This window comes from Serratia sp. ID 25-353 (assembly GCF_054792795.1).
Map to the genome: position 1 here is coordinate 3410384 of NZ_CM139236.1, position 23622 is coordinate 3434005.

17 protein-coding genes are annotated in these 23622 nt (G+C 60.0%); 5 read left to right on the top strand and 12 right to left on the bottom strand.

The window, feature by feature from the left end:
- Positions 1-43 precede the first annotated feature (43 nt).
- The 3 genes from cysH to cysJ form a co-directional block, all read right to left on the bottom strand.
- On the bottom strand, positions 44-778 hold the full coding sequence (cysH, locus tag ACYF6X_RS16575; RefSeq protein WP_130018503.1) for a phosphoadenosine phosphosulfate reductase: 735 nt from the start codon (positions 776-778) through the stop codon (positions 44-46).
- A 61-nt stretch (positions 779-839) separates the two neighbouring features.
- Positions 840-2555, bottom strand: coding sequence for an assimilatory sulfite reductase (NADPH) hemoprotein subunit (gene cysI / locus ACYF6X_RS16580; protein WP_063991378.1), 1716 nt, complete (start codon positions 2553-2555; stop codon positions 840-842).
- A complete protein-coding gene (cysJ, locus tag ACYF6X_RS16585; protein WP_130018502.1) occupies positions 2555-4357 on the bottom strand; it encodes an NADPH-dependent assimilatory sulfite reductase flavoprotein subunit in 1803 nt (600 codons plus the stop codon). Before cysJ ends, cysI begins: the two co-directional genes overlap by 1 nt.
- 436 nt (positions 4358-4793) lie before the next feature.
- Between cysJ and queD the strand changes: the two genes are divergently transcribed.
- Complete coding sequence (queD, locus tag ACYF6X_RS16590) at positions 4794-5153, top strand: 6-carboxytetrahydropterin synthase QueD (RefSeq protein ID WP_004932638.1); 360 nt, start codon at positions 4794-4796, stop codon at positions 5151-5153.
- A 30-nt stretch (positions 5154-5183) separates the two neighbouring features.
- On the opposite strand, the gene queE is transcribed toward queD, so the two are convergent.
- Positions 5184-5855 carry a 7-carboxy-7-deazaguanine synthase QueE gene (queE, locus tag ACYF6X_RS16595; RefSeq protein WP_063991380.1) on the bottom strand — a complete coding sequence of 224 codons (672 nt, stop codon included), beginning with the start codon at positions 5853-5855 and terminating at the stop codon, positions 5184-5186.
- Positions 5856-6181: 326 nt separating this feature from the next.
- Here queE and ACYF6X_RS16600 point away from each other — a divergent pair, with 326 nt between their 5' ends.
- The 4 genes from ACYF6X_RS16600 to ACYF6X_RS16615 all read left to right on the top strand — a co-directional run bounded on the left by ACYF6X_RS16600 (position 6182) and on the right by ACYF6X_RS16615 (position 12618).
- Positions 6182-7522 carry an MFS transporter gene (locus ACYF6X_RS16600; RefSeq protein ID WP_130018501.1) on the top strand — a complete coding sequence of 447 codons (1341 nt, stop codon included), beginning with the start codon at positions 6182-6184 and terminating at the stop codon, positions 7520-7522.
- A 375-nt stretch (positions 7523-7897) separates the two neighbouring features.
- The gene (gene hutU / locus ACYF6X_RS16605) at positions 7898-9589 is read left to right on the top strand and encodes a urocanate hydratase (protein ID WP_063991382.1); all 1692 of its coding nucleotides are present in this window, start codon (positions 7898-7900) and stop codon (positions 9587-9589) included.
- Positions 9586-11121, top strand: coding sequence for a histidine ammonia-lyase (gene hutH / locus ACYF6X_RS16610; RefSeq protein ID WP_063991383.1), 1536 nt, complete (start codon positions 9586-9588; stop codon positions 11119-11121). The genes hutU and hutH overlap by 4 nt, the downstream gene beginning before the upstream one ends.
- 102 nt (positions 11122-11223) lie before the next feature.
- Positions 11224-12618, top strand: coding sequence for an amino acid permease (locus ACYF6X_RS16615; RefSeq protein WP_130018500.1), 1395 nt, complete (start codon positions 11224-11226; stop codon positions 12616-12618).
- Positions 12619-12655: 37 nt separating this feature from the next.
- Here the strand turns inward: ACYF6X_RS16615 and ACYF6X_RS16620 are convergent, their stop codons facing one another.
- The 8 genes from ACYF6X_RS16620 to rlmD form a co-directional block, all read right to left on the bottom strand.
- Entirely contained in the window at positions 12656-13849 is a 1194-nt protein-coding gene (locus ACYF6X_RS16620; RefSeq protein ID WP_130018499.1) for a methionine gamma-lyase, read from the bottom strand.
- 29 nt (positions 13850-13878) lie between these two features.
- Positions 13879-14283, bottom strand: coding sequence for a helical membrane plugin domain-containing protein (locus ACYF6X_RS16625; protein WP_130018498.1), 405 nt, complete (start codon positions 14281-14283; stop codon positions 13879-13881).
- Positions 14280-15470, bottom strand: a complete 1191-nt coding sequence (locus ACYF6X_RS16630) for an NAD(P)/FAD-dependent oxidoreductase (protein WP_130018519.1) — start codon at positions 15468-15470, stop codon at positions 14280-14282. Before ACYF6X_RS16630 ends, ACYF6X_RS16625 begins: the two co-directional genes overlap by 4 nt.
- Before the next feature lie 298 nt (positions 15471-15768).
- The gene (gene eno, locus ACYF6X_RS16635) at positions 15769-17064 is read right to left on the bottom strand and encodes a phosphopyruvate hydratase (RefSeq protein ID WP_130018497.1); all 1296 of its coding nucleotides are present in this window, start codon (positions 17062-17064) and stop codon (positions 15769-15771) included.
- 81 nt (positions 17065-17145) lie between these two features.
- Positions 17146-18783: a glutamine hydrolyzing CTP synthase gene (gene pyrG / locus ACYF6X_RS16640; RefSeq protein WP_063991387.1), complete on the bottom strand. Its 1638-nt coding sequence runs from the start codon at positions 18781-18783 to the stop codon at positions 17146-17148.
- A gap of 348 nt (positions 18784-19131) precedes the next feature.
- Positions 19132-19926 carry a nucleoside triphosphate pyrophosphohydrolase gene (gene mazG / locus ACYF6X_RS16645; RefSeq protein WP_063991388.1) on the bottom strand — a complete coding sequence of 265 codons (795 nt, stop codon included), beginning with the start codon at positions 19924-19926 and terminating at the stop codon, positions 19132-19134.
- Between the two features lie 102 nt (positions 19927-20028).
- Positions 20029-22260, bottom strand: coding sequence for a GTP diphosphokinase (gene relA, locus ACYF6X_RS16650; RefSeq protein WP_107226769.1), 2232 nt, complete (start codon positions 22258-22260; stop codon positions 20029-20031).
- Between the two features lie 9 nt (positions 22261-22269).
- Complete coding sequence (gene rlmD / locus ACYF6X_RS16655; protein WP_107226768.1) at positions 22270-23619, bottom strand: 23S rRNA (uracil(1939)-C(5))-methyltransferase RlmD; 1350 nt, start codon at positions 23617-23619, stop codon at positions 22270-22272.
- Positions 23620-23622 lie beyond the last annotated feature (3 nt).

Sequence of the window (23622 nt, forward strand, 5' to 3'; positions counted from 1 at the left end):
CAGGGCCCAGCATTGCTGAGCCCTGTCGTGTGATTCGCCTCGTTTAGCCTTCGTGCAGGCCGCACTCGCGCTTCAGCCCGAAGAAACGCGTCTCTTCCTCGCTCATGCCCGGCTCCCACTTCTGGGTGGTGTGGGTATCGCCTACCGACAGGTAGCCCTGCTCCCACAGCGGGTGATAGCTCAGCCCGTGCTCGGTCAGATACTGGTAAATCTTGCGGTTGTCCCAGTCGATGATCGGCAGGATCTTGAACACCCCGCGCTGCACCGCCAGCACCGGCAGATTGGCGCGGCTGCCGGACTGCTCGCGCCGCAGGCCGGCGAACCAGCTCTGCGCCCCCAGCGTCTCCAGCGCGCGGTTCATCGGCTCAACCTTGTTGATCTGGTTGTACTTTTCAATCCCTTCCACACCCTGTTCCCACAGTTTGCCATAGCGCGCCTCTTGCCAGGCGGGAGACTCTTCGGCGCGGAACACCTGCAGATTCAGCTTCAGCTGGTCGGTCAGTTGATCGATAAAGCGGTAGGTTTCCGGGAACAGGTAACCGGTGTCGGTCAGGATCACCGGGATATCCGGCCGGATGCGCGTCACCAGGTGCAGACATACCGCCGCCTGAATGCCGAAACTGGACGAGAGTACGAACTCGCCGGGCAGATGCTCCAGCGCCCATGCAACGCGCTGTTCGGCGCTGAGGGTCTCCAGTTGGCCGTTGACCACCGCCAATGCCAGCGCCTGCCCGGATTTGGGCAACGCGTTCAGCGCCGCCAGATCGAATTCAGCCATGTTGTCTCTCCTGCTACTTGAAATTACCTGTGCGGCCCCTCTGCCCAGGGGCCGCCCGGCCTCACTCCCAGAAATCTCGCGCCGGATCCAGCACCGGTTTGACGATGCCCGCGCGAACGGTGAAGTCGCCAAAGCCTTCGCCGGCATTGCGCTCCTTCGCCCAGCGCCCCACCAACAGGTCGATCTCGCTCAGGATCTCGTCTTCGTTGATGTTCTCGCGATACATACGCGGAATGCGCGTGCCTTCGCGATTGCCGCCCAAATGCAGGTTATAGCGGCCGACCGCCTTGCCCACCAGCCCCAGCTCCGCCAGCAGCGCGCGGCCGCAGCCGTTCGGGCAGCCGGTGATGCGCAGCACGATATGCTCGTCGCCCACCCCGTGCCGATGCATGATCCCTTCCACCTTGGTGACGAACTGAGGCAGGAAGCGCTCGGCCTCCGCCATCGCCAGCGGGCAGGTCGGGAACGATACGCAGGCCATCGAGTTCTTGCGTTGCTCGCTGATCCCGTCGTCGATCAGGCCATGATCGCGCGCCAGGGCCTCGATCTTCGTCTTCTCGCTTGCCGGCACGCCGGCGATGATCACGTTTTGGTTCGCCGTCAGGCGGAAGTCGCCTTTATGGATCTTGGCGATCTCCGCCATGCCGGTCTTCAGCGGGCGCCCCGGATAGTCCAGCAGGCGGCCGTTCTCGATAAACAGCGTCAGGTGCCACTGATCGTCGATGCCCTTCACCCAACCGATGCGATCGCCGCGGCCGGTGAATTCATACGGCCGGATCGGCGCGAAGGTGATGCCGGCGCGCTTTTCCACTTCGGCGCGGAAAACGTCCACCCCGACGCGCTCCAGCGTGTATTTGGTTTTGGCGTTCTTGCGATCGGTGCGGTTGCCCCAGTCGCGCTGCGTGGTCACCACGGCCTCCGCGACCGCCAGCGTATGTTCGAGCGGAATGTAGCCGAACTCGCTGGCCTGGCGCGCATAGGTTTTCTTGTTGCCGTGTTCGATGGACAGCCCGCCGCCCACCAGCAGGTTGAAGCCTACCAACTTGCCATTTTCGGCGATCGCCACGAAGTTCATGTCATTGGCGTGCAGATCGACGTCGTTCTGCGGCGGGATCACCACCGTGGTTTTGAACTTACGCGGCAGGTAGGTCGGCCCCAGAATCGGCTCTTCGTCGGTAGTGGCCACCTTCTCCTGATCCAGCCACACCTCGGCGTAGGCGCGGGTGCGCGGCAGCAGGTGTTCGGAGATCTTCTTCGCCCACTCGTAGGCTTCCTGATGCAGCTCGGACTCCACCGGGTTGGAGGTGCACAGCACGTTGCGGTTCACGTCGTTGGCGGTCGCCAGCGCGTCCAACCCCAGACGGTTCAGCAGCTGGTGCACCGGTTTGACGTTGCCTTTCAGAATGCCGTGAAACTGGAACGTCTGGCGGTTGGTGATGCGAATGCTGCCGTACAGCGTGCTCTCCTGCGCGAACTTGTCGATGCCCAGCCACTGCTGCGGGCTGATGATGCCGCCCGGCAGGCGGCAGCGCAGCATCATGGCGTGGCGCGGCTCCAGCTTCTGCTCGGCGCGTTCGGCGCGAATATCGCGGTCATCCTGCTGATACATGCCGTGAAAACGGATCAGCAGGAAATTGTCGCCGTTGAAGCCGCCGGTCAGGCCGTCGTTCAAATCTTCGGCGATGGTGCCGCGCAGGAAGTGGCTCTCCTTCTTCATGCGCTCCGCATCGGCCAGTTTGCCTTCGACTACCAAAGGCCCGGGGTGTTTATCACTCATCAGTAAACATCTCGCTGATAACGGCGCTCAAGGCGCAGCTCACTTAAAAATTCATCCGCCTGCTCGGTATCCATGCCACCGTGCTCGGCCACCAGTTCCAGTAATGTGTTTTCCACGTCTTTCGCCATGCGATTGGCATCGCCGCAGACGTAAATGTGCGCGCCTTCCTGAATCCAGCGCCACACTTCCGCGCCCTGTTCGCGCAGTTTGTCTTGTACGTATATTTTATGTTGCTGGTCGCGGGACCAGGCCAGATCGATGCGGGTCAGCAGGCCGTCTTTCACGTAGCGCTGCCATTCGACCTGATACAGGAAATCTTCGGTGAAGTGCGGGTTGCCGAAGAACAGCCAGTTCTTGCCGCCGGCGCCGTCGGCGTCGCGCTGCTGCATAAAGGCACGGAACGGCGCGATGCCGGTGCCCGGGCCGATCATGATCACCGGCGCTTCCGGATTGGCCGGCAGGCGGAAGTTGTCGTTGTGTTCGATAAACACCCGCACGTCGCCGTCCTCCTCCAGGCGATCCGCCAGGAAGCCGGAGGCGCCGCCGCTGCGGGCGCGCCCGTCGATATCGTAACGCACCACGCCCACGGTGATGTGCACTTCGCTTTCGTTCTCCGCCTGCGAAGAGGCGATAGAGTACAGGCGCGGCGTCAGCGGGCGCAGTAGGCCGACCAGCTGTTCGGCGCTCAGGTCCGCCGGCGCCTGACGCACCATGTCAACGATCGGCGTGTTGTGCGCATAGCGCTGCAGCGCGGCTTTATCCGCCAACAAGCCGATCAGCGTTTCGTCGCGCGACAGCGCGGCGTATTTATCGACGATAGGCGTGGTGTTCTGCGTCAGCTCGAAATGGCTGCGCAGCGCCTGCGCCAGCGGCAGGGTTTGCCCTTCCACCTCGACCGGCTCGTCGCCTTTCAGCCACAACAGCTGCACCAGTTCGTCCACCAGCGCCGGATCGTTGTCGAACCAGACGCCGAGCGCATCGCCCGGCTGATAGCGCAGGCCGGAGTCGCCCAGATCGATCTCGATATGGCGCACGTCTTTATCCGACGCGCGGCCGGTAATTTTCTGATTGACCGCCAGTTGGGCGGTGAGCGGCTGTTCCTTGCTGTACGGGCTGCTGTCGATCAGATCGACCGCGCCGCTGGCCAACACGCCCGGCGCGGCGCTTTCCGCCGGCGCGCGCGCCTTCAGCACCGATACCACCTGTTTACGCCAGGCGGCGGCCAGTTCCTGGTACTCCACGTCGGCATCCACGCGCTCCACCAGGCGCTCGGCGCCCAGCTCGGCCAGCTTGCCGTCGAAATCCTTACCAGACTGGCAGAAATTCTCATAAGAGGTATCGCCCAGCCCGAACACCGCAAAAGCGGTATCATTCAGCTTCGGCGCCTTCTTCGAGAACAGGAATTTATGCAGCGCCACCGCTTCTTCCGCCGGTTCGCCCTCACCCTGCGTGGAGGCGACGATCACCAGCAGGCGCTCTTGAGCTATCTGCTTGAACTTGTAGTCGCCGGCGCTGATCAGCGTGGCGTTCAGATTGGCGGCCAGCAGATCGTCGCGCAGCTGCTCCGCCAGGCGGCGCGCATTGCCGGTCTGCGAAGCGGAAATGAGGGTGATGCCGGCAGCAGCCGCAGGGGCGACAGGCGCAATGGCCACGGCTCCGGGCTGTTGATTGACCATGCCCCAAAAATAGCCGGACAGCCACGCCAGCTGCGTCGGCGAATAGTCACCGATCGTCGCCTGCAGGCGCGCCAGCTGTTCGGGCGTCAGCGGGAGCAAAGATGTTGGAGGAGCCTGAGTCGTCATTGCTGTACTTATTTCCTATACTTAGCGCCTTTCCTGCCAGGCGCGCGCCAGTGTCAGTCGCTGTCTCTTCGCTGCGTCGGGTGTGCGGAAAAGATCAGGAGAGTTTGTAAGGTTACCGAGCAGAATAGCAACGATTAAATAAGGGATAGCAATAAATCATAACCAAAATGACTAAGCTGTTTTTCTGGTAAGGGATAACGCTTAAACCGTTAAACAAAGTTTTTTATCCAGATGAAATTAAAGCGCTTTTTTTTATCGTTTTTTCACCGTTCAACATTTCGGCTCATTACCCCAGCCGATAGGTGCCGCAAACACCAAACAAAAAAAGTGTTAACCGGGCGCGGTTACCGCGGCGCTAGACCATAACGGTATAAATGGCAAGCAGACGCGCTTTCCGGTACTATGCGGCGGTTTTTGAGTCAATGAGGCCGTAATAATGGCAACCACGCTGTTTAAAGATTTTCAGTTTGAAGCCGCACACCGTTTGCCGCACGTGCCGGAGGGCCATAAATGCGGCCGCCTGCATGGGCATTCGTTTATGGTGCGTCTGGAAGTGACCGGTGAAGTGGACCCCCACACCGGTTGGGTGATGGATTTCGCCGAGCTCAAGGCTGTGTTTTCCCCGATCTGGGAACGGTTGGATCACCATTATCTGAACGATATTCCAGGATTGGAAAATCCCACCAGCGAAGTGCTCGCCGCCTGGATTTGGCAGCAGCTCAAGCCCCAGTTGCCGGAACTGACTGCGGTGATGGTGAAAGAGACCTGTACCGCGGGATGCGTATATAAAGGTTAAAAGAAAGGGCGCCGCAAAGGCGCCCTGATTTTAGGCGATGTTCAGATACTTGTGGGTCTGCATCGACAGCCGCCAGTTGCGCGCGATGCAGGTTTCGATGCACAGGCGGGTCGCCTCTTCTTTCTGACTGATCGGCTGCAGCGCAATAATCCGTGCCTTGTCGTCCTGCAGCGTCGCCAGCAGCGCGTCCAGCGCCTCGATGTCGCGCTCGCGCGCCACCGGATGCTTCACCTCGTCGGCGCGCCGCAGCGCCTGATCCAACACCTTCATGCCGCCGCGCATATTCACCTTGGGCGAAACCGTCACCCAGGTTTTGGCGGAACAGCGGATGTCGTGGGTACCGCTGGTCTCAATCTGGCAGCCGTAACCATGCTGTTCGAACAGCTCGGTCAGCGGCATCAGATCGTAGATGCAGGGTTCGCCGCCGGTGATCACCACATGGCGCGCGGTGTAGCCTTGTTGACGCATCACCGCCAGCAGCTGCTCGGCGCTGGCATTGCCCCAGGCGTCGCTCTCTTCTGTTTTGACCAGGATCCGTTGCAGGTCGACTTCCCGATTGGCTTCCTTTTCCCAGGTATGTTTGGTATCGCACCAACTGCACCCTACCGGGCAGCCCTGCAGGCGGATAAAAATGGCCGGCACGCCGGTGAAAAAGCCTTCGCCCTGCAAGGTTTGGAACATCTCATTGATCGGGTACTGCATCAGTTTCTCAATCTGGAAAAGTAAAAAGCGATTATCGCAGATTCCGGCCCGGCGACCAAACGGCCAAAATTGTATTAAATTTTATCCTCCGCGCCGCCACCAGCATATCTCACCGCCCATGGCGTTTATTTAATTTGTTCGACGGGTTCTGATCTTTCATTCACGGTGTAACCTGCTTCGCAAAAACAACATTTATTTAACGCATAAGATAAATATATTTGACATAAAGCCTCGACGCGCAGATGTATATACAAGCAAACACAAGCCGGGCGTCAGTTTCGGCCGCGTTCCATCCATCACGACTACATCTGCGTTTAGAGGGTGCCATGACTCATTCCACCAGCGAGTTGAACATTCAGCAGGCCATCGACGACAGCAAGTTTTCGCTGTTTCACTGGACCCTGATCATTCTCGGATTCCTGATCCTCGCCATCGACGGTTTCGATACCGCCGCCATGGGCTATATCGCCCCCTCGGTCGCCAAAGACTGGGGCATCGTCAAACAGGATCTGGGGCCGGTGCTGAGCGCCGCGCTGCTGGGGCTGTCGCTCGGCGCGCTGATCGCCGGGCCGATCTCCGACCGCATCGGCCGCAAGCGCGTGCTGGTGTTTTCCTGCCTGTTCTTCGGCCTGTCGAGCCTGGCCACCGCCTACGCCGGCTCGCTCAATAGCCTGACGCTGTGGCGTTTCCTCACCGGCCTCGGGCTGGGAGCGGCAATGCCCAACGCCATCACGCTGATCTCCGAATACGCGCCGCAGCGCTGCCGTTCGCTGGCGATCAACACCATGTACTGCGGCTTTCCGCTGGGCGCGGCCGGCGGCGGCGCCATTTCATCGTGGCTGATCCCGAGCTACGGCTGGCACAGCGTGCTGCTGCTCGGCGCCATTGCGCCGCTGGTATTGACGGTCTTCTTGATCCTGCTGCTGCCGGAATCAGTCAAATATATGGTCAACCGCGGGCAGGATGCGATGAAGATCAAACGCATCGCGCAACGCTTCGTCAGCCAGAGCCTCGACGGCGTAACGCGTTTTTATCTGTACGAAGAGAAGCTGACGCAGGCCAAGACCAGCGTCGGCCTGCTGTTCAGCCGCCCTTACCTGCTCGGTACGCTGATGCTGTGGCTGACCTACTTCATGGGGTTGGTGATCTACTACGTGTTGCTGAGCTGGATGCCAATCCTGATGCAGGGGCTGGGCTATCAGCTGGAACAGTCGGCGATGCTCACCTCGCTGTTCACCTTCGGCGGCACGCTTGGCATCCTGGTGGCCGGCTGGCTGATGGATCGCTGGAATGCGCACAAGGTGGTCTCGAGCGGCTTTGTCGTCACCGCCCTGTTGATCGTGGCGATGGCGACCGAAGACAAGCAGATCGTGTTGCTGGGCGCCTTCATCTTCCTGATGGGCGTCACCATGAACGGCGCGCAGTCCGGGCTGCAAACGCTGGCAGCCACCTTCTACCCCACCCATAGCCGCGCCACCGGCATCGCCTGGATGCAGGGCATCGGCCGCTTCGGCGGCGTCGCCGGCACCATGATGGGCGCCCAACTGCTGGCGATGCAGTGGGAAGTGCAGAGCATCCTGATGTTCCTGTGCGTACCGGCGCTGATCGCCGCCATCGCCACGGTGTGCAAAATGAGCCGCAAACCGATGCTGCAACCGGCCGCCTGAGCCTGGCAAGCCCGCCCACGGCGGGCTTTGTTCCTGCGGTGATAGGACTTGTTTATCCTTCGCCGCCAACTGTAATCAGTCTGTAAAAATATTGTGACTAGTCGCCCAAAAATGAGTCAATTTTAATTCATTTTTGCCGAACAGCTCACTTTTCTCCGGCTTCCAGCACATGAGACCGGCGATAAAAAATCGCATATCAACATGATATAAAAAGAAAATAAATTTTTCTTATGCCACTTTTCAGCGGCAACTGGTCAGTGTTGCATATGCTTGTACATACAAGTATATGTTAATAAGCCCTACGCATTATTATGCCGTGGTACTCATCCCCACCGCGGCATGGAATCTGCACCGATACTGTTTGAGGAAACTGCTGTGACTACAAATAACAAAGTTCGCAATGTCGATGTACGCGCGCCACGCGGCACACAATTAAACGCAAAAAGCTGGCTGACCGAAGCGCCGTTACGCATGCTGATGAACAACCTCGATCCTGAAGTTGCGGAGAACCCACACGAGCTGGTGGTGTACGGCGGCATCGGTCGCGCCGCACGCGACTGGGATTGCTACGACAAGATCGTCGAAACCCTGAAGACGCTGGAAGAAGACGAAACCCTGCTGGTGCAGTCCGGCAAGCCGGTCGGCGTCTTCAAAACCCACAGCAACGCGCCGCGCGTGCTGATCGCCAACTCCAACCTGGTGCCGCACTGGGCGACCTGGGAACACTTCAACGAACTGGACGCCAAAGGCTTGGCCATGTACGGCCAGATGACCGCCGGCAGCTGGATCTACATCGGCAGCCAGGGCATTGTTCAGGGCACCTATGAAACCTTCGTCGAAGCGGGCCGCCAGCATTACGACGGCAGCCTGCAAGGCCGCTGGGTGCTGACCGCCGGCCTGGGCGGCATGGGCGGCGCGCAGCCGCTGGCCGCGACGCTGGCGGGCGCCTGCTCGCTGAACATCGAATGTCAGCAGAGCCGTATCGATTTCCGCCTGAAAACCCGCTACGTCGATGAGCAGGCCAACGATCTGGACGACGCGCTGGCCCGCATCAAAAAATACACCTCAGAAGGCAAAGCCATCTCCATCGCCCTGTGCGGCAACGCGGCGGAAATTCTGCCTGAGCTGGTTCGCCGCGGCGTGCGCCCGGACATGGTCACCGATCAGACCAGCGCCCACGATCCGCTGAACGGCTACCTGCCGAAGGGCTGGAGCTGGGAAGAGTATCGCCAGCGCGCCCAGACCGAGCCGGCTAAAGTGGTCGCCGCCGCCAAGCAGTCGATGGCCGATCACGTCAAAGCCATGCTGGCGTTCCAGCAGATGGGCGTGCCGACCTTCGACTACGGCAACAACATTCGCCAGATGGCGAAAGAAGTGGGCGTCGACAACGCCTTCGACTTCCCGGGCTTCGTGCCGGCCTACATCCGTCCGCTGTTCTGCCGCGGTATCGGGCCGTTCCGCTGGGCGGCGCTGTCCGGCGATCCGCAGGACATCTACAAAACCGACGCCATGGTGAAAGAGCTGATTCCGGATGACGAACACCTGCACCGCTGGCTGGACATGGCGCGCGAGCGCATCAGCTTCCAGGGCCTGCCGGCGCGCATTTGCTGGGTTGGCCTCGGCCAGCGCGCCAAGCTGGGCCTGGCGTTCAACGAGATGGTGCGCCGCGGCGAACTGTCCGCCCCGATCGTCATCGGCCGCGACCACCTGGATTCCGGCTCCGTGTCCAGCCCGAACCGTGAAACCGAAGCGATGAAAGACGGCTCCGACGCGGTCTCCGACTGGCCGTTGCTGAACGCCCTGCTGAACACCGCCAGCGGCGCCACCTGGGTTTCCCTGCACCACGGCGGCGGCGTCGGCATGGGCTTCTCCCAACACTCCGGCATGGTGATCGTCTGCGACGGCACCGACGAGGCCGCCGAGCGCATCGCCCGCGTCCTGCACAATGACCCGGCTACCGGGGTCATGCGTCACGCCGACGCCGGTTACGATATCGCTATCGACTGCGCCCGCGAGCAAGGCCTGAACCTGCCGATGGTTGCCGCGACCCAAGGAGAAAAAGCATGAAAGCGCTGACTATTCGCCCGGGCAAACTGACGCTGGCCCAGCTACGCGACGTCTATCAACACCCGGTAACGCTGACGCTGGACGACAACGCCTACGCGCCAATCCAGCAGAGCGTGGCCTGCGTGGAACGCATCGTTGAAGAAAACCGCACCACTTACGGCATCAACACCGGATTTGGCCTGCTGGCTTCGACGCGCATCGCCCGCGACGATCTGGAAAACCTGCAGCGCTCGATCGTGCTGTCACACGCCGCCGGCGTAGGCGAGCCGACCGACGACAGCCTGGTGCGCCTGATCATGGTGCTGAAGATTAACAGCCTGTCGCGCGGCTTCTCCGGCATTCGTCTGGAAGTCATTCAGGCGCTGATCGCGCTGGTCAACGCCGAAGTTTATCCACATATTCCGCTGAAAGGCTCGGTCGGCGCCTCCGGCGACCTGGCGCCGCTGGCGCACATGAGCCTGGTGCTGCTGGGCGAAGGCCAGGCGCGCCATCAGGGCCAATGGCTGCCGGCGACCGAAGCGCTGGCCAAGGCCGGCCTGAAACCGCTGACCCTGGCGGCGAAAGAGGGCCTGGCACTGCTGAACGGCACCCAGGTCTCCGCCGCGTTCGCGCTGCGCGGCCTGTTCGATGCCGAAGATCTGTTCGCCGCCGCGACCGTGGCGGGCAGCCTGACGGTGGAAGCGGCGCTGGGCTCTCGCAGCCCGTTCGATGCGCGTATCCACGAAGTGCGCGGCCAGCGCGGCCAGATCGACGCCGCCCTCGCCTATCGCCACCTGCTCGGCGCGCGCAGCGAAGTCTCCGACTCGCACCGCAACTGTGAAAAAGTGCAGGATCCTTACTCCCTGCGCTGCCAGCCACAGGTGATGGGCGCCTGCCTGACGCAGATCCGCCAGGCCGCCGAGGTGCTGGAAATTGAAGCCAACGCCGTCTCCGATAACCCGCTGGTGTTCGCCGAACAGGGCGACGTGCTGTCCGGCGGCAACTTCCACGCCGAACCGGTGGCGATGGCCGCCGATAACCTGGCGCTGGCGTTTGCCGAAATCGGTTCGCTGTCCGAACGCCGCATCTCGCTGATGATGGACAAGCACATGTCGCAGCTGCCACCGTTCCTGGTGGAAAACGGCGGCGTGAACTCCGGCTTCATGATCGCCCAGGTGACCGCCGCGGCGCTGGCCAGCGAAAACAAAGCGCTGGCGCACCCGTCGAGCGTCGACAGCATCCCGACCTCCGCCAACCAGGAAGACCACGTCTCCATGGCGCCGGCCGCCGGTCGCCGCCTGTGGAGCATGGCGGACAACGTGCGCGGCATTCTGGCGGTCGAATGGTTGGCCGCCTGCCAGGGCCTGGATTTCCGCAACGGCCTGAAGACCTCGGAAGGTCTGGAGCAGGCGCGCCGTCTGCTACGCGAGCATGTCAGTTTCTACGACAAGGATCGTTTCTTCGCCCCCGACATTGAAGCCGCCAGCCAACTCTTGGCGGCCGGTCACCTGACATCGCTGCTGCCTGCGGCGCTGCTGCCTAGCCAGGCATAATCATCACACACTGAATCACGCAGTTTGTTCTGCCCCGCCGGGTGCGTTCCACCCGGCGCGGGCAGCGCGTGCCTGTTCGGCAAACACTTAACGGGAAGCAACATGCGTAACGAAACGACACAACTCAGACGCGGACTAAACGCGCGGCACATCCGTTTCATGGCTCTCGGCTCGGCGATCGGCACTGGCCTGTTCTACGGCTCCGCCGGCGCCATCCAACTGGCCGGCCCGGCCGTGCTGCTGGCCTACCTGGTGGGCGGTGCAGCGGTATTCATGGTGATGCGCGCGCTGGGTGAAATGGCGGTGCACCAGCCGGTTTCCGGCTCGTTCGGCCACTACGCCAGCCACTATCTCGGCCCGCTGGCCGGGTTCCTCACCGGTTGGACCTACACCTTTGAAATGGTGATCGTCGCCCTGGCGGATGTCACCGCCTTCGGCATCTATATGGGGCTGTGGTTCCCGGACGTCGCCCAGTGGGTCTGGGTGCTCAGCATCATTCTGTTTATCGGCGCGCTCAACCTGTGCAGCGTCAAGGTATTCGGCGAGCTGGAGTTCTGGCTGTCGCTGGTCAAAGTCGCCGCCATCGTGGCGATGATCGTCGGCGGCGCGGCGGTGATGCTGTTCGGCTTCGGCCAAACCCAGCACGCCACCGGCATCAGCAACCTGTGGCAGCACGGCGGCTTTATGCCTAACGGCATGGGCGGCGTGGTCGCGTCATTGGCGGTGGTGATGTTCGCCTTCGGCGGCATCGAGATCATCGGCATTACCGCCAGCGAGGCGAAAGACCCCGCCAAAGTGCTGCCGAAGGCGATCAACGCCGTGCCGGTGCGCATCCTGCTGTTTTACGTGCTGACGCTGACGGTGCTGATGGCGATTTACCCGTGGAACAGCATCGGCCAGAACGGCAGCCCGTTCGTTGAGATCTTCAGCAACCTCGGCATCAGCTCCGCCGCCAACGTATTGAATGTGGTGGTGATCACCGCCGCCATTTCGGCCATCAACAGCGACATCTTCGGCGCCGGCCGCATGATGTACGGCATGGCGCAGGACGGCCAGGCGCCGCGCAGCTTCACCAAACTGACCGCCAGCGGCGTGCCGTGGATGACGGTGTTGGTGATGTCGGTCGCCCTGCTGCTGGCGGTGGTGCTCAACTACCTGATCCCGGAGAAGGTCTTCATGATCATTGCCTCGATCGCCACCTTCGCCACCGTCTGGGTGTGGCTGATGATCCTGCTGTCGCAGATCGTCATGCGCCGCACGCTGTCACCGGAGGAAACCCGTCAGCTGAGCTTCCCGGTGCCATGGTGGCCGGTGGCGCCGGCATTGGCGACCGCCTTTATGGCATTTGTCATCGGCCTGCTCGGCTACTTCGAAGAGAGCCGCATCGCGCTGTACGTCGGGCTGGTGTGGATCGCTATCCTCACCGCCGCTTATTGGCTGTGGGTGCGCAAGAAAGGCGGCGGCTCGCCGGTGAGCGCGGCAACGCAGCAGATGTAACACTCGCTTCTGATAAAACCCGCTGCGGCGGGTTTTTTTATTGCGCTTGCGCCAACGCCCGCCGTAGATCCCCCTGCAGATCCTCAAATGCCTCCAGCCCGGCGGACAGCCGCACCAGCCCCTCGCTGATGTGGTGCCGCTTCCGCTCTTCCGGCGTGTAAGCCGAGTGAGTCATACTGGCCGGGTGTTGCGCCAGGCTTTCGCAATCGCCCAGGCTGACCGCGCGCAAGATGAGCTGCAGCGCATTGAGGAAGCGAATACCCGCCGCCATGCCGCCCCGCAGTTCAAACGCCAGCATGCCGCCGGGGCGCGCCATTTGCCGCTGCGCCAACGCATGCTGCGGGAAGTTCGCCAGGCCGGGGTAATACACTCGCTCGACCGCCGGATGCTCCGCCAACATCTCTGCCAGGCGCTGCGCGTTATCGCAATGACGATCCATACGCAGCGGCAGCGTCTTCAACCCACGCAGCACCAATGCGGCGTCCTGTGCCGACAACACCGCTCCGTTCATATCCTTCAGCCCCTCCAACCGTATCTCCTGCGCCAGCGCCTCGCTCGTCACCGCTACTCCGGCCAGCAGATCGCCGTGCCCGCCGAGGTACTTGGTCGCCGAGTGCACCACGATATCGGCACCTAACGTCAGGGGCCGCTGCAGATAGGGCGTGCAGTAGGTGTTGTCCACCAGCAGCAACGCCTGATACCGATGGGCGATCTTCGCCACGGCGGCGATATCGATCAAGCGCATATTGGGATTCGCCGGGGTTTCGCAATACACCAGCCGGGTATGCGGACCAATAGCCGACGCCAGCCGCTCCGGCCGGGTCATATCAACGTGGGTTATCTTGACGCCAAAACGCGCCAGACCGTGATGAAAATAGCTGAAGGTGCAACCATACACCGTTTCATCGACGATCAGCTCGTCGCCCGGGTTGAGCAACGTCCAGCAACAGGCGGTGATCGCCCCCATGCCAGAAGCGAACGCCACCGCCGCTTCCCCTTCTTCGAGGTTGGCGATGCGCTGCTCCAGCAGATTCAGCGTTGGGTTAGCGATACGCGAATAAAAATACCCCGGCTCGGTGCCAGCAAAACAAGCACCGCCATATTCCGCCGTGGGAAAGGTAAAGGTGGAACTCATAAATACCGGCGGGCACAGTGCCCCCTGATGCTGCTGAGGATCATAGCCGTAATGAATGGCGCGGGTGGCGAAAGCGTGGCCAGTGATGGCGGACATAACGCAACTCCTTACCTGAGTGGGAAAGCTTAATTCGATGGCTCATCCTGGAGCGACGGCGGCAACGCGCTGTCCTGCGTGCGCCGGCCGATGATTTGCAGAGTACGCAGCAGCAGCATGACGCCCAGCAAGGTGTCCGGATGCTTCAGCAAGGCGTAAGCCGCACGAAAATTGGCGGGCGGCGGGTTCAATTGCAGCTCGCTGTGCGCCATCTTCAACGCAGTCCCTCCCTCCCAACCGACCGTAACCAGCCCTTCAAACACGCCGGCCAGTTTCTCTACCAGCGCGTTGTCGGCGATATCCACTACATCCGACAATAACGACAGCAGATCGACCACGTTGTCCAACCGCCCACCGGCCAGCAGCGGCCGCAGTTTTGCCAGCAACCCCGCCAGCGATTGGAGTTCGTCGCCATGCATCGAGCCTTCCGTCATATCAACCCCCTTACCGTGGCCCAGTAAAGGCCGCGATTAACGCCGTTGCGCAGCATGCCCCCCACCTTGGTAGCCGGAGTCGGCAGTACATCATGACGGTAGTCGTAGACCAGCGGCATGCCGGCATGCAGCCCCATTTGCGCGATCGCCTGCACCTTGCCGTCGTAATGGCTGACCGTTTGCCCCAGCCGTATTTCCGCCACGATGTTGTCGGCAATCACCGGCGCCTGGTTGTGGCAAGAACCGCCTGCTTTGCTGACCGGCAGATCCACGGTGTCGCCGATCACGTATACGCCCTGTTGGCCGTACACCTGTAGCGTTTGGTGATCGGTCGGCAGCCAGCCCTCACCGTTTTGAATATCGCTCAGACCGGTGTTGCGCACCGCCTCCACCGCCCGGATAGGTGGCGTCGCCATCAGGATGTCAAACGACTGCTCCTCCCCCTCGGCGGAATAGGCAATGTTGCGCTGTGCATCCACCCGGCTGAGCGTAAAACCGCGCTGGTGACGGATATCGCGCGCGGCAAAAATGGCGGGCAGTGCTTCGCCGGTCGGGCGCTGCAAAAACAGGCAGTTGCGCAGCAGTTGGGAAATGGTGGGATAGGTATAAACGATCTCCACCGCCTTACGCACACCGCGCCGCCGCAGGTAATCGTCCAACATCAGCGTGGTTTCAATCGGTGCAATGCCGCACTGGTGGGGCACATTGGGCGTTTCAGGGAAAGAAACAGTGATAAAGATACGTCCTTTTTCTATGGTCGCCAGTTTATGCGCCAACCGCCTGGCGGCCTGATACTGGTAGAAATGATCGCCTGCGTGCGCCAGCCCTTCGATGCGCTCCGGCCAGGGGACACAGCCGGTAGCAAAGACCAGAAAATCATAGGAATAAAGTTTACCGCTTTGCGTCGCTATACTTCGCTGTTTTAAATCGAAAGATTCCACTTTATCAACAATAAACTGTATTTCAGGCCGCAATAAACTCCGCTGTGAGCGCGTGAGTTCCTGTTTGAAAAAAGCATTGAACGCCACATACATAAACGCCGGCTTGTAATAATGCAGCGGCGAATCCGATATCATTAATAACTCGACTTTATTATTAATGATTTCCCGATGTAATTTTGCCGCCAATAGATTCGCCAGGATGGTGCCGCCGGTTCCGCCGCCGACAATGATTATTCGCTGTCGCATCAAGCCCTCGCTCAACCGGCCAGCAAGCCGGCAGTATTAACGTATTGTGATGATAGAGGTCTACGGCAGCACAGCGAGAAATAAACTGCCTCATTGGCAGTCTAGTAACGAATAATTATAAAGCAAATAAAATAGGAATATAAAATAAACGCAGTTACTATCCTTAATAAAATTATCGAGTTAAATAAGATCACGCTTTCAATAAAAAACTTATTATTAAACTAACAATTATCACGAATTTAAAACATAAAAAAACCCGCCGCAGCGGGTTTTTATTTAACAACCGAATCGGTCGAAATTATTGGCCTTTAACTTCTTTCAGGCCGTTGAACGGCGCACGGTCACCCAGCGCTTCTTCAATACGGATCAGTTGGTTGTATTTGGCAACGCGGTCAGAACGGCTCATGGAACCGGTTTTGATCTGGCCAGCCGCAGTCCCTACCGCCAGGTCGGCGATGGTCGCGTCTTCGGTCTCACCGGAACGGTGAGAAATCACCGCAGTGTAACCCGCATCTTTCGCCATCTTGATAGCCGCCAGAGTTTCGGTCAGAGAACCGATCTGGTTGAATTTGATCAGGATGGAGTTGGCAATGCCTTTCTCGATGCCTTCTTTCAGGATCTTGGTGTTGGTAACGAACAGATCGTCGCCCACCAGCTGGATTTTGTCGCCCAGAACTTTGGTCTGGTAAGCGAAGCCCGCCCAGTCGGATTCATCCAGGCCATCTTCGATAGACACGATTGGGTACTGTTTGGTCAGCGCTTCCAGGAAGTGAGTGAACTCTTCGGAAGTGAAGGCTTTGTTGCCTTCGCCGGCCAGTACGTATTTACCGTCTTTGTAGAATTCGGAAGCCGCACAGTCCATCGCCAGAGTCACGTCTTTGCCCAGCTCGTAGCCCGCCGCTTTTACCGCTTCAGCGATAACCGCCAGCGCTTCGGCGTTGGAACCCAGGTTTGGCGCGTAGCCGCCTTCGTCGCCCACGGCGGTGTTCATGCCTTTGGCTTTCAGAACTTTCGCCAGGTGGTGGAACACTTCAGAACCGATGCGCACCGCTTCTTTCAGGGTTTTCGCGCCAACCGGCTGAATCATGAATTCCTGAATATCGACGTTGTTGTCAGCGTGCTCGCCGCCGTTGATGATGTTCATCATCGGCAGTGGCATGGAGAATTTGCCTGGGGTGCCGTTCAGTTCAGCGATGTGCTCGTACAGCGGCATGCCTTTAGAGGCTGCGGCCGCTTTCGCTGCTGCCAGGGAAACCGCCAGAATGGCGTTGGCGCCGAAGTTGGATTTGTTTTCGGTGCCGTCCAGATCGATCATGATCTTGTCGATGTTCGCCTGGTCTTTGGCATCTTTACCCAGTACTGCCTGAGCAATCGGACCGTTTACTGCAGCAACGGCTTTCAGTACGCCTTTACCCAGGAAACGAGACTTGTCACCGTCACGCAGTTCCAGCGCTTCGCGGGAACCGGTAGAAGCACCTGACGGCGCAGCAGCCAGGCCGACGAAACCGCCTTCCAGATGAACTTCGGCTTCAACAGTCGGGTTACCGCGGGAGTCGATGATTTCACGACCGATGACTTTAACGATTTTGGACATTAGGTTTTCCTCAGTACAAGTTAAACTAAAACTCCAGACAAACAGCGCGCGGTTCTCACCGCGCGCCGCCTACCAAATATTTTATTTCACCTGGCGCTTCTGATGCTCGCCTGCGGCTTTCACGAAGCCGGCGAACAGCGGATGCCCATCACGCGGCGTAGACGTAAATTCCGGGTGGAACTGACAGGCTACAAACCACGGGTGATTCGGCAGTTCAATGATCTCGACCAGCTTGTTGTCGGCGGAACGACCGGCGACACGCAGCCCTGCGGCTTCGATCTGCTTCAACAGCATGTTGTTAACTTCGTAACGGTGACGATGACGCTCGACAATGGTCGGTTCGCCGTACAGCTGGCGCACCAGGCTGTTGTCGCTCAGGTTGCATTGTTGGCCACCTACGCGCATCGTGCCGCCCAAATCGCTTTCTTCGCTACGTACTTCGACGTTGCCTTCTTCGTCGCGCCATTCGGTGATCAACGCCACCACCGGGTACTTACAGTCTGGCATAAACTCGGTGGAGTTGGCGTTCTCCATGCCCGCCACGTTGCGAGCGAACTCCATCAACGCCACCTGCATGCCCAGGCAAATGCCCAGGTAAGGAATGTTGTTCTCGCGCGCATAGCGTGCGGTCATCACTTTGCCTTCCACGCCGCGGTAGCCGAAGCCGCCCGGGATCAGGATCGCGTCCAGCCCTTTCAGCACTTCCACGCCGCGGGTTTCCACGTCCTGCGAATCGATCAGCTTGATGTTCACGGTCAGACGGTTTTTCAGCCCACCGTGCTTCAGCGCTTCGATCACCGACTTGTAGGCGTCCGGCAGCTCAACGTATTTGCCGACCATACCGATGGTCACTTCGCCGCCCGGATTGGCTTCTTCGTAGATCACCTGTTCCCATTCGGCCAGGTTGGCTTCCGGTGCGTTCAAGCTGAATCGTTTACAAATATAATCGTCCAGCCCCTGAGATTTCAATAGGCCTGGAATTTTATAAATAGAATCAACGTCTTTCAGAGAGATAACCGCTTTTTCCGGCACGTTGCAGAAAAGCGCGATTTTAGCGCGTTCGTTAGCAGGAACCGCGCGATCGGAACGGCAAATCAGCACATCCGGCTGAATACCGATGGAAAGCAGCTCTTTTACGGAATGCTGGGTCGGCTTGGTTTTCACTTCGCCGGCCGCCGCCATGTACGGCACCAGCGTCAGGTGCATGTACAGGGTGTGCTCACGGCCCACTTCCACCGCCATCTGACGGATGGCTTCGAGGAACGGCAGCGATTCGATATCGCCGACGGTGCCGCCGATTTCCACCAGTACCACATCGTGGCCTTCGCCGCCTTCGATGATGCGCTCTTTGATCGCGTTGGTGATGTGCGGAATGACCTGCACGGTCGCGCCCAGATAGTCGCCGCGGCGTTCTTTACGCAGCACGTCGGAGTAGATGCGGCCGGTGGTGAAGTTGTTGCGACGCGACATTTTGGTGCGGATGAAGCGCTCGTAGTGACCCAAATCCAGATCGGTTTCTGCGCCGTCTTCGGTGACGAAAACTTCCCCATGCTGAATCGGGCTCATGGTGCCCGGATCCACGTTGATGTACGGGTCCAGTTTCATGATGGTAACGTTGAGGCCACGGGCTTCAAGAATAGCCGCCAAAGAGGCTGCGGCAATGCCTTTACCCAGAGAGGATACGACCCCGCCGGTCACAAAAATATAATTAGTTGTCATGCTGAACCTGAGAGTTTAGGTTTAAAGACGATGGAAGAACCAAGACGGGAAAGTAGTATACCCGAACCTCTCCTGACCTACAAACGATCGTTTTGCTGTCCATCATCTCGGCCGCCCTCCCGTGTTCATCAGGGTTTACTCCACCGGCGCCGCATAAACCCTCCATATAAAACAAAGAGTTAGCTGAGAAAATTTCTTTTTACCGCCCCTCAGGAGCGATAAAACGCCTTAGATTTCAGTTTGTTGCCCTTTTTCTGCCGCCGGCAGCCATGCGCCTCTGACCTGACTGAAAGCTTAACCGTTTCAGCTCGGGCGAACCTTGTCGGCGATCAACATTGTCGCGGCGATTCAACTTTCCTGACGTTTCACCTGCTGCCAGGCCTCTTCCATCTGCTCCAGCGTGGCGTCTTCAAGCCGCAGCCCGTTTTGCTTTACGATCGCTTCCACCTGGCGGAAACGGCGCTCGAACTTGCGGTTCGCCGCCTGCAGCGCGTTCTCTGCCTTGTGGCCTAAATGGCGCGACAGGTTCACCGTGGCGAACAGCAGATCGCCGATCTCCTCCTCCAGCTTGCTCTCGTCGACCACCGCCTGGCGGGCTTCGTGCATCACTTCGTCGATCTCTTCGTACACTTTATCCAGCACCGGGCCCAGGGTGTTCCAGTCGAAGCCGACCGAGGCGCAGCGTTTTTGGATCTTGTGCGCTTTCATCAACGCCGGCAGCGCCTGCGGAATGTCGTCCAGCACCGAGTGCAACTCTTTTTCGGCGCGCTCGCCGGCCTTCAGCTGCTCCCAGCGCGCCGCCACGGCTTCGCTGTCTCCGCCCTCGGCATCGCCGAAGATGTGCGGGTGACGGCGCTCCAGCTTGTCGCTGATAGCGGTGCACACCTCATCGAAATCGAATAGCCCCTGTTCCTGCCCCATCTGGGCGTAGAACACCACCTGAAACAGCAAGTCGCCCAGCTCGTCGCGCAGATCGGCGTAGTCCTGCCGCTCGATGGCGTCCAGCACTTCGTAAGTCTCTTCCAACGTATAAGGCGCAATGGTGGAGAAAGTTTGCTTGCGGTCCCACGAGCAGCCGATCTGCGGGTCGCGCAGCGTTTTCATGATGTTCAGCAGGCGCTGCAGCGGAGTGGATTGGGTCATAAAAAATCTCTGAGAAAGCATGGGGGCGCAGGGGAGCGCCCGCCGAATTCATGGATTTCGGGCCGCATCCGCTATCGATACGGCCCGAAAGGCGATGTGGGCTTAGTTACCGTGCAGACGCTTGGCGTCTATCACGTCCGGCAGCTGGTTCAGCTTCGCCAGCACCCGGCTCAGCACCTGCTGGTTGTAGATTTCGATATCCATGTCGATGGTGGCCAGCTGCTTCTTGGTGTCGCTGCGGCTGGCGACGCCCAGCACGTTGACCTTTTCGTTGGCCAAAATGGTGGTAATGTCACGCAGCAACCCGCTGCGATCGTTGGCCATCACGCGCACCACTAACGAATAACCGCTGGAGTAGCTTTCGCCCCACACCGCATCGACGATGCGTTCCGGCGCATGCGATTGCAAATCGACCAGCTGATCGCAGTCCGCACGGTGGATCGAGATGCCGCGCCCCTGGGTGATAAAGCCGACGATGTCGTCACCCGGGATCGGCTGGCAGCAGCGGGCGATATGGTGCATCAGGTTGCCCACGCCCTCCACTACCACTCGGCCGTTATCCTTGTTGCGGGTCGGCGGCGGCGCTTTCTGCTGCACCAGCTGGCGCAGCGCCTCGCGATCCTGCTCTTCGGCGCTCGGCTTGTTGAACTTGCCCTGCAGGTAATTCACCATCTGGTTCAGGCGAATGTCCCCACCGCCGATCGCCGCCAATACCTCGTCCAGCGAGTTCATATTGTAGCGCGGGATCAACAGCTTCTCAGCCTCTTTCAGGCTGATGCCGAGGTGTTCCAGTTCGTTGTCCAACATCTGGCGGCCGGCGAGAATGTTCTTGTCGCGGTCCTGCTTGCGGAACCAGTTGTGGATCTTCGAGCGCCCGCGGCTGGTAGTCACGTAGCCCAGGTTCGGGTTCAGCCAGTCGCGGCTCGGGTTTGGCTGTTTCTGGGTGATGATCTCAATCTGATCGCCCATCTTCAGCTGATAGGTAAACGGCACGATGCGGCCGCCGATCTTGGCGCCGATACAGCGGTGACCGACGTCGCTGTGAATGTGGTAAGCGAAATCGAGCGGCGTGGAGCCGGCCGGCAGATCCACCACGTCGCCTTTTGGCGTAAACACATAGACCCGATCGTCGAACACCTGGCTGCGCACTTCGTCGAGCATCTCGCCCGAGTCCGCCATCTCTTCCTGCCAGGCGATGAGCTTACGCAGCCAGGCGATGCGTTCTTCGTAGCCGGAGCGCACGGTTACGCCTGCGCCCTCTTTGTACTTCCAGTGCGCGGCCACGCCCAGCTCGGCGTCTTCATGCATTTGCCGGGTGCGGATCTGAATCTCGACGGTTTTGCCGCGCGGCCCCAGCACCACGGTGTGGATCGACTGGTAGCCGTTGGGTTTCGGGTTGGCGACGTAGTCGTCGAACTCGTCCGGCAAATGGCGGAAGTGGGTATGCACGATGCCCAACGCCGCGTAGCAATCCTGCAGGCGCTCCGCCACGATGCGCACCGCGCGCACGTCGAACAGTTCGTCGAACGCCAGATGTTTTTTCTGCATCTTGCGCCAGATGCTGTAGATGTGTTTCGGCCGGCCGTAGATCTCCACCCGAATGCCTTCGCTGGCCATTTCGGCGCGCAGCCCGGCGACGAAGTCGTCGATGAACTGTTCGCGATCGATGCGGCGCTCATGCAACAGCTTGGCGATGCGCTTGTATTCTTCCGGATGCAGGTAGCGGAAGCAGAAATCTTCCAGCTCCCACTTCAGTTGGCCGATGCCGAGCCGGTTGGCCAGCGGGGCGTAGATGTTGGAACACTCTTTCGCCGCCAGCACGCGTTCGTCTTCCGGCGCGTCTTTCACCTCGCGCAGGTGAGCGATGCGCTCCGCCAGCTTGATGACCACGCAGCGGAAATCCTCCACCATCGCCAACAGCATGCGGCGCACGTTGTCGACCTGTTCGGAGGCCATCGAGTCGTTTTGGGTGGCTTTCAGTTGGCGAATGGCGTCCATGTCGCGCACGCCGTGCACCAGCGCGACGATGCCGTTGCCGAACGCTTCGGTCAGGGTCTCTTCCTGCACGATGCCGGCGTCCACCAGCGGGAACAGCAGCGCAGCGCGCATGCTGTCGTTGTCCATGCTCAGCGTCGAGAGGATTTCCACCATCTCCAGACCTCGCCACAGCAGCAGCGAGGCGTCGGGGTGATTCTGGGTCTGCTGCTCACAATAACGCCAGGTTGCGGCCAATCGCTCACATGACTGCGGGTTAGGTAGCCCCAAGCCGGCTATCCACTCATCGAGAGCGAACTCACCCGCCGTATTCAGATGTGCACTTCTTACCGCAACCATAACTTCTCCCTACTTTGCAGCGACCTCTGGCGCGCGCTCGTTGATAAACAGCGCCATTGATTCAAGATGCCCCGTGTGCGGAAACATATCCAACATCCGCACGCGCGCAAGACGATAACCGGCGCTCAACAGCACTTTGCTGTCGCGAGCCAGCGTGGTGGGGTTACAGGAAACATACACCACCCGCGCCGGCGCCAGTTTTACAATGTGTGACATCACCCCGGCCGCACCGGCGCGGGCGGGATCCAGCATCACCTTATCAAACCCTTGTGCTGCCCAAGGTTGCCGCGCAACGTCGTCCTCCAGATTCTCGTGGAAGAACGACGCATTATTCAGCTTATTCTTATGTGCATTATATTGCCCATTCGCTACCAGCGTGGCAACACCTTCGATGCCCACCACCGCAGCGGCGCGGCGCGCCAACGGCAGGGTGAAGTTACCCATGCCGCAGAACAGGTCCAGCACCCGATCATTGGGTTGAATATCGAGCCATTCAAGGGCCTGCGCCACCATTTGTTGGTTTACGGCGTCATTGACCTGAATAAAGTCGCGCGGACTGAAGTCTAAGCGTAGCCCGTCAACCTGATAATACGGCGTGTCACCGCACAGTTTCTCCACGCGATCGCTGTCCGGTGCCAGATAAACGGCGACGTTTTCCCGCTCGCCAAACGCCAACAGCGCCTGCCGATCCGCCTCTTTCAGCGCGTCGAGATGGCGCAGCACCAGCAGCGGGCCGTTGTCCGCCAGCACCAGCTCCACATGCCCCAGCCGCCGGACCGCCTGCAGCCCGCTCAGACAGGCGCGCACCGGCGCCAGCAGCTGTTCCAGCTCCGGCCGCAGCACCGGGCAGTGATCCACCGCCACCAGCTCGCTGGAGGCCGCCTGCCGAAAGCCCATCATCAGGCGCTGCAGCTTGGGCTGCCACGCCAGGCTCAGGCGGGCACGGCGGCGATAGCCGTATTCCGGGCCGGCGATCACCGGCTCCTGCTGCGGGGTCACCCCGGTTTCGCGGGCGATCATGCGCACCAGCGCCGCTGCCTTGCTCTGCTGTTGCAGCCCCTCATCCGCATGCTGCTGCTGGCAACCGCCGCACACGCCAAAATGCGGGCAGCGCGGAGCCACCCGTTGCGGGCTGCGGCTCAGCAAACGCTTGAGCTTGCCTTTGGCGAACTGGCGCTTGTCTTCGGTCAGCTGGATTTCCGCCTGCTCGCCCGGCAATACGCCCGGCACGAACACCGCTTTGCCGTCGTGGCGCGCCACGCCCTGGCCGAAAGGATCGAGATCGCTCACCGTCACGGTGAAGATTTGTGAGCTCTGCCGGGTCGTCACGCGGCGTTTGGGAGAGTAGAATTGCGCCATATT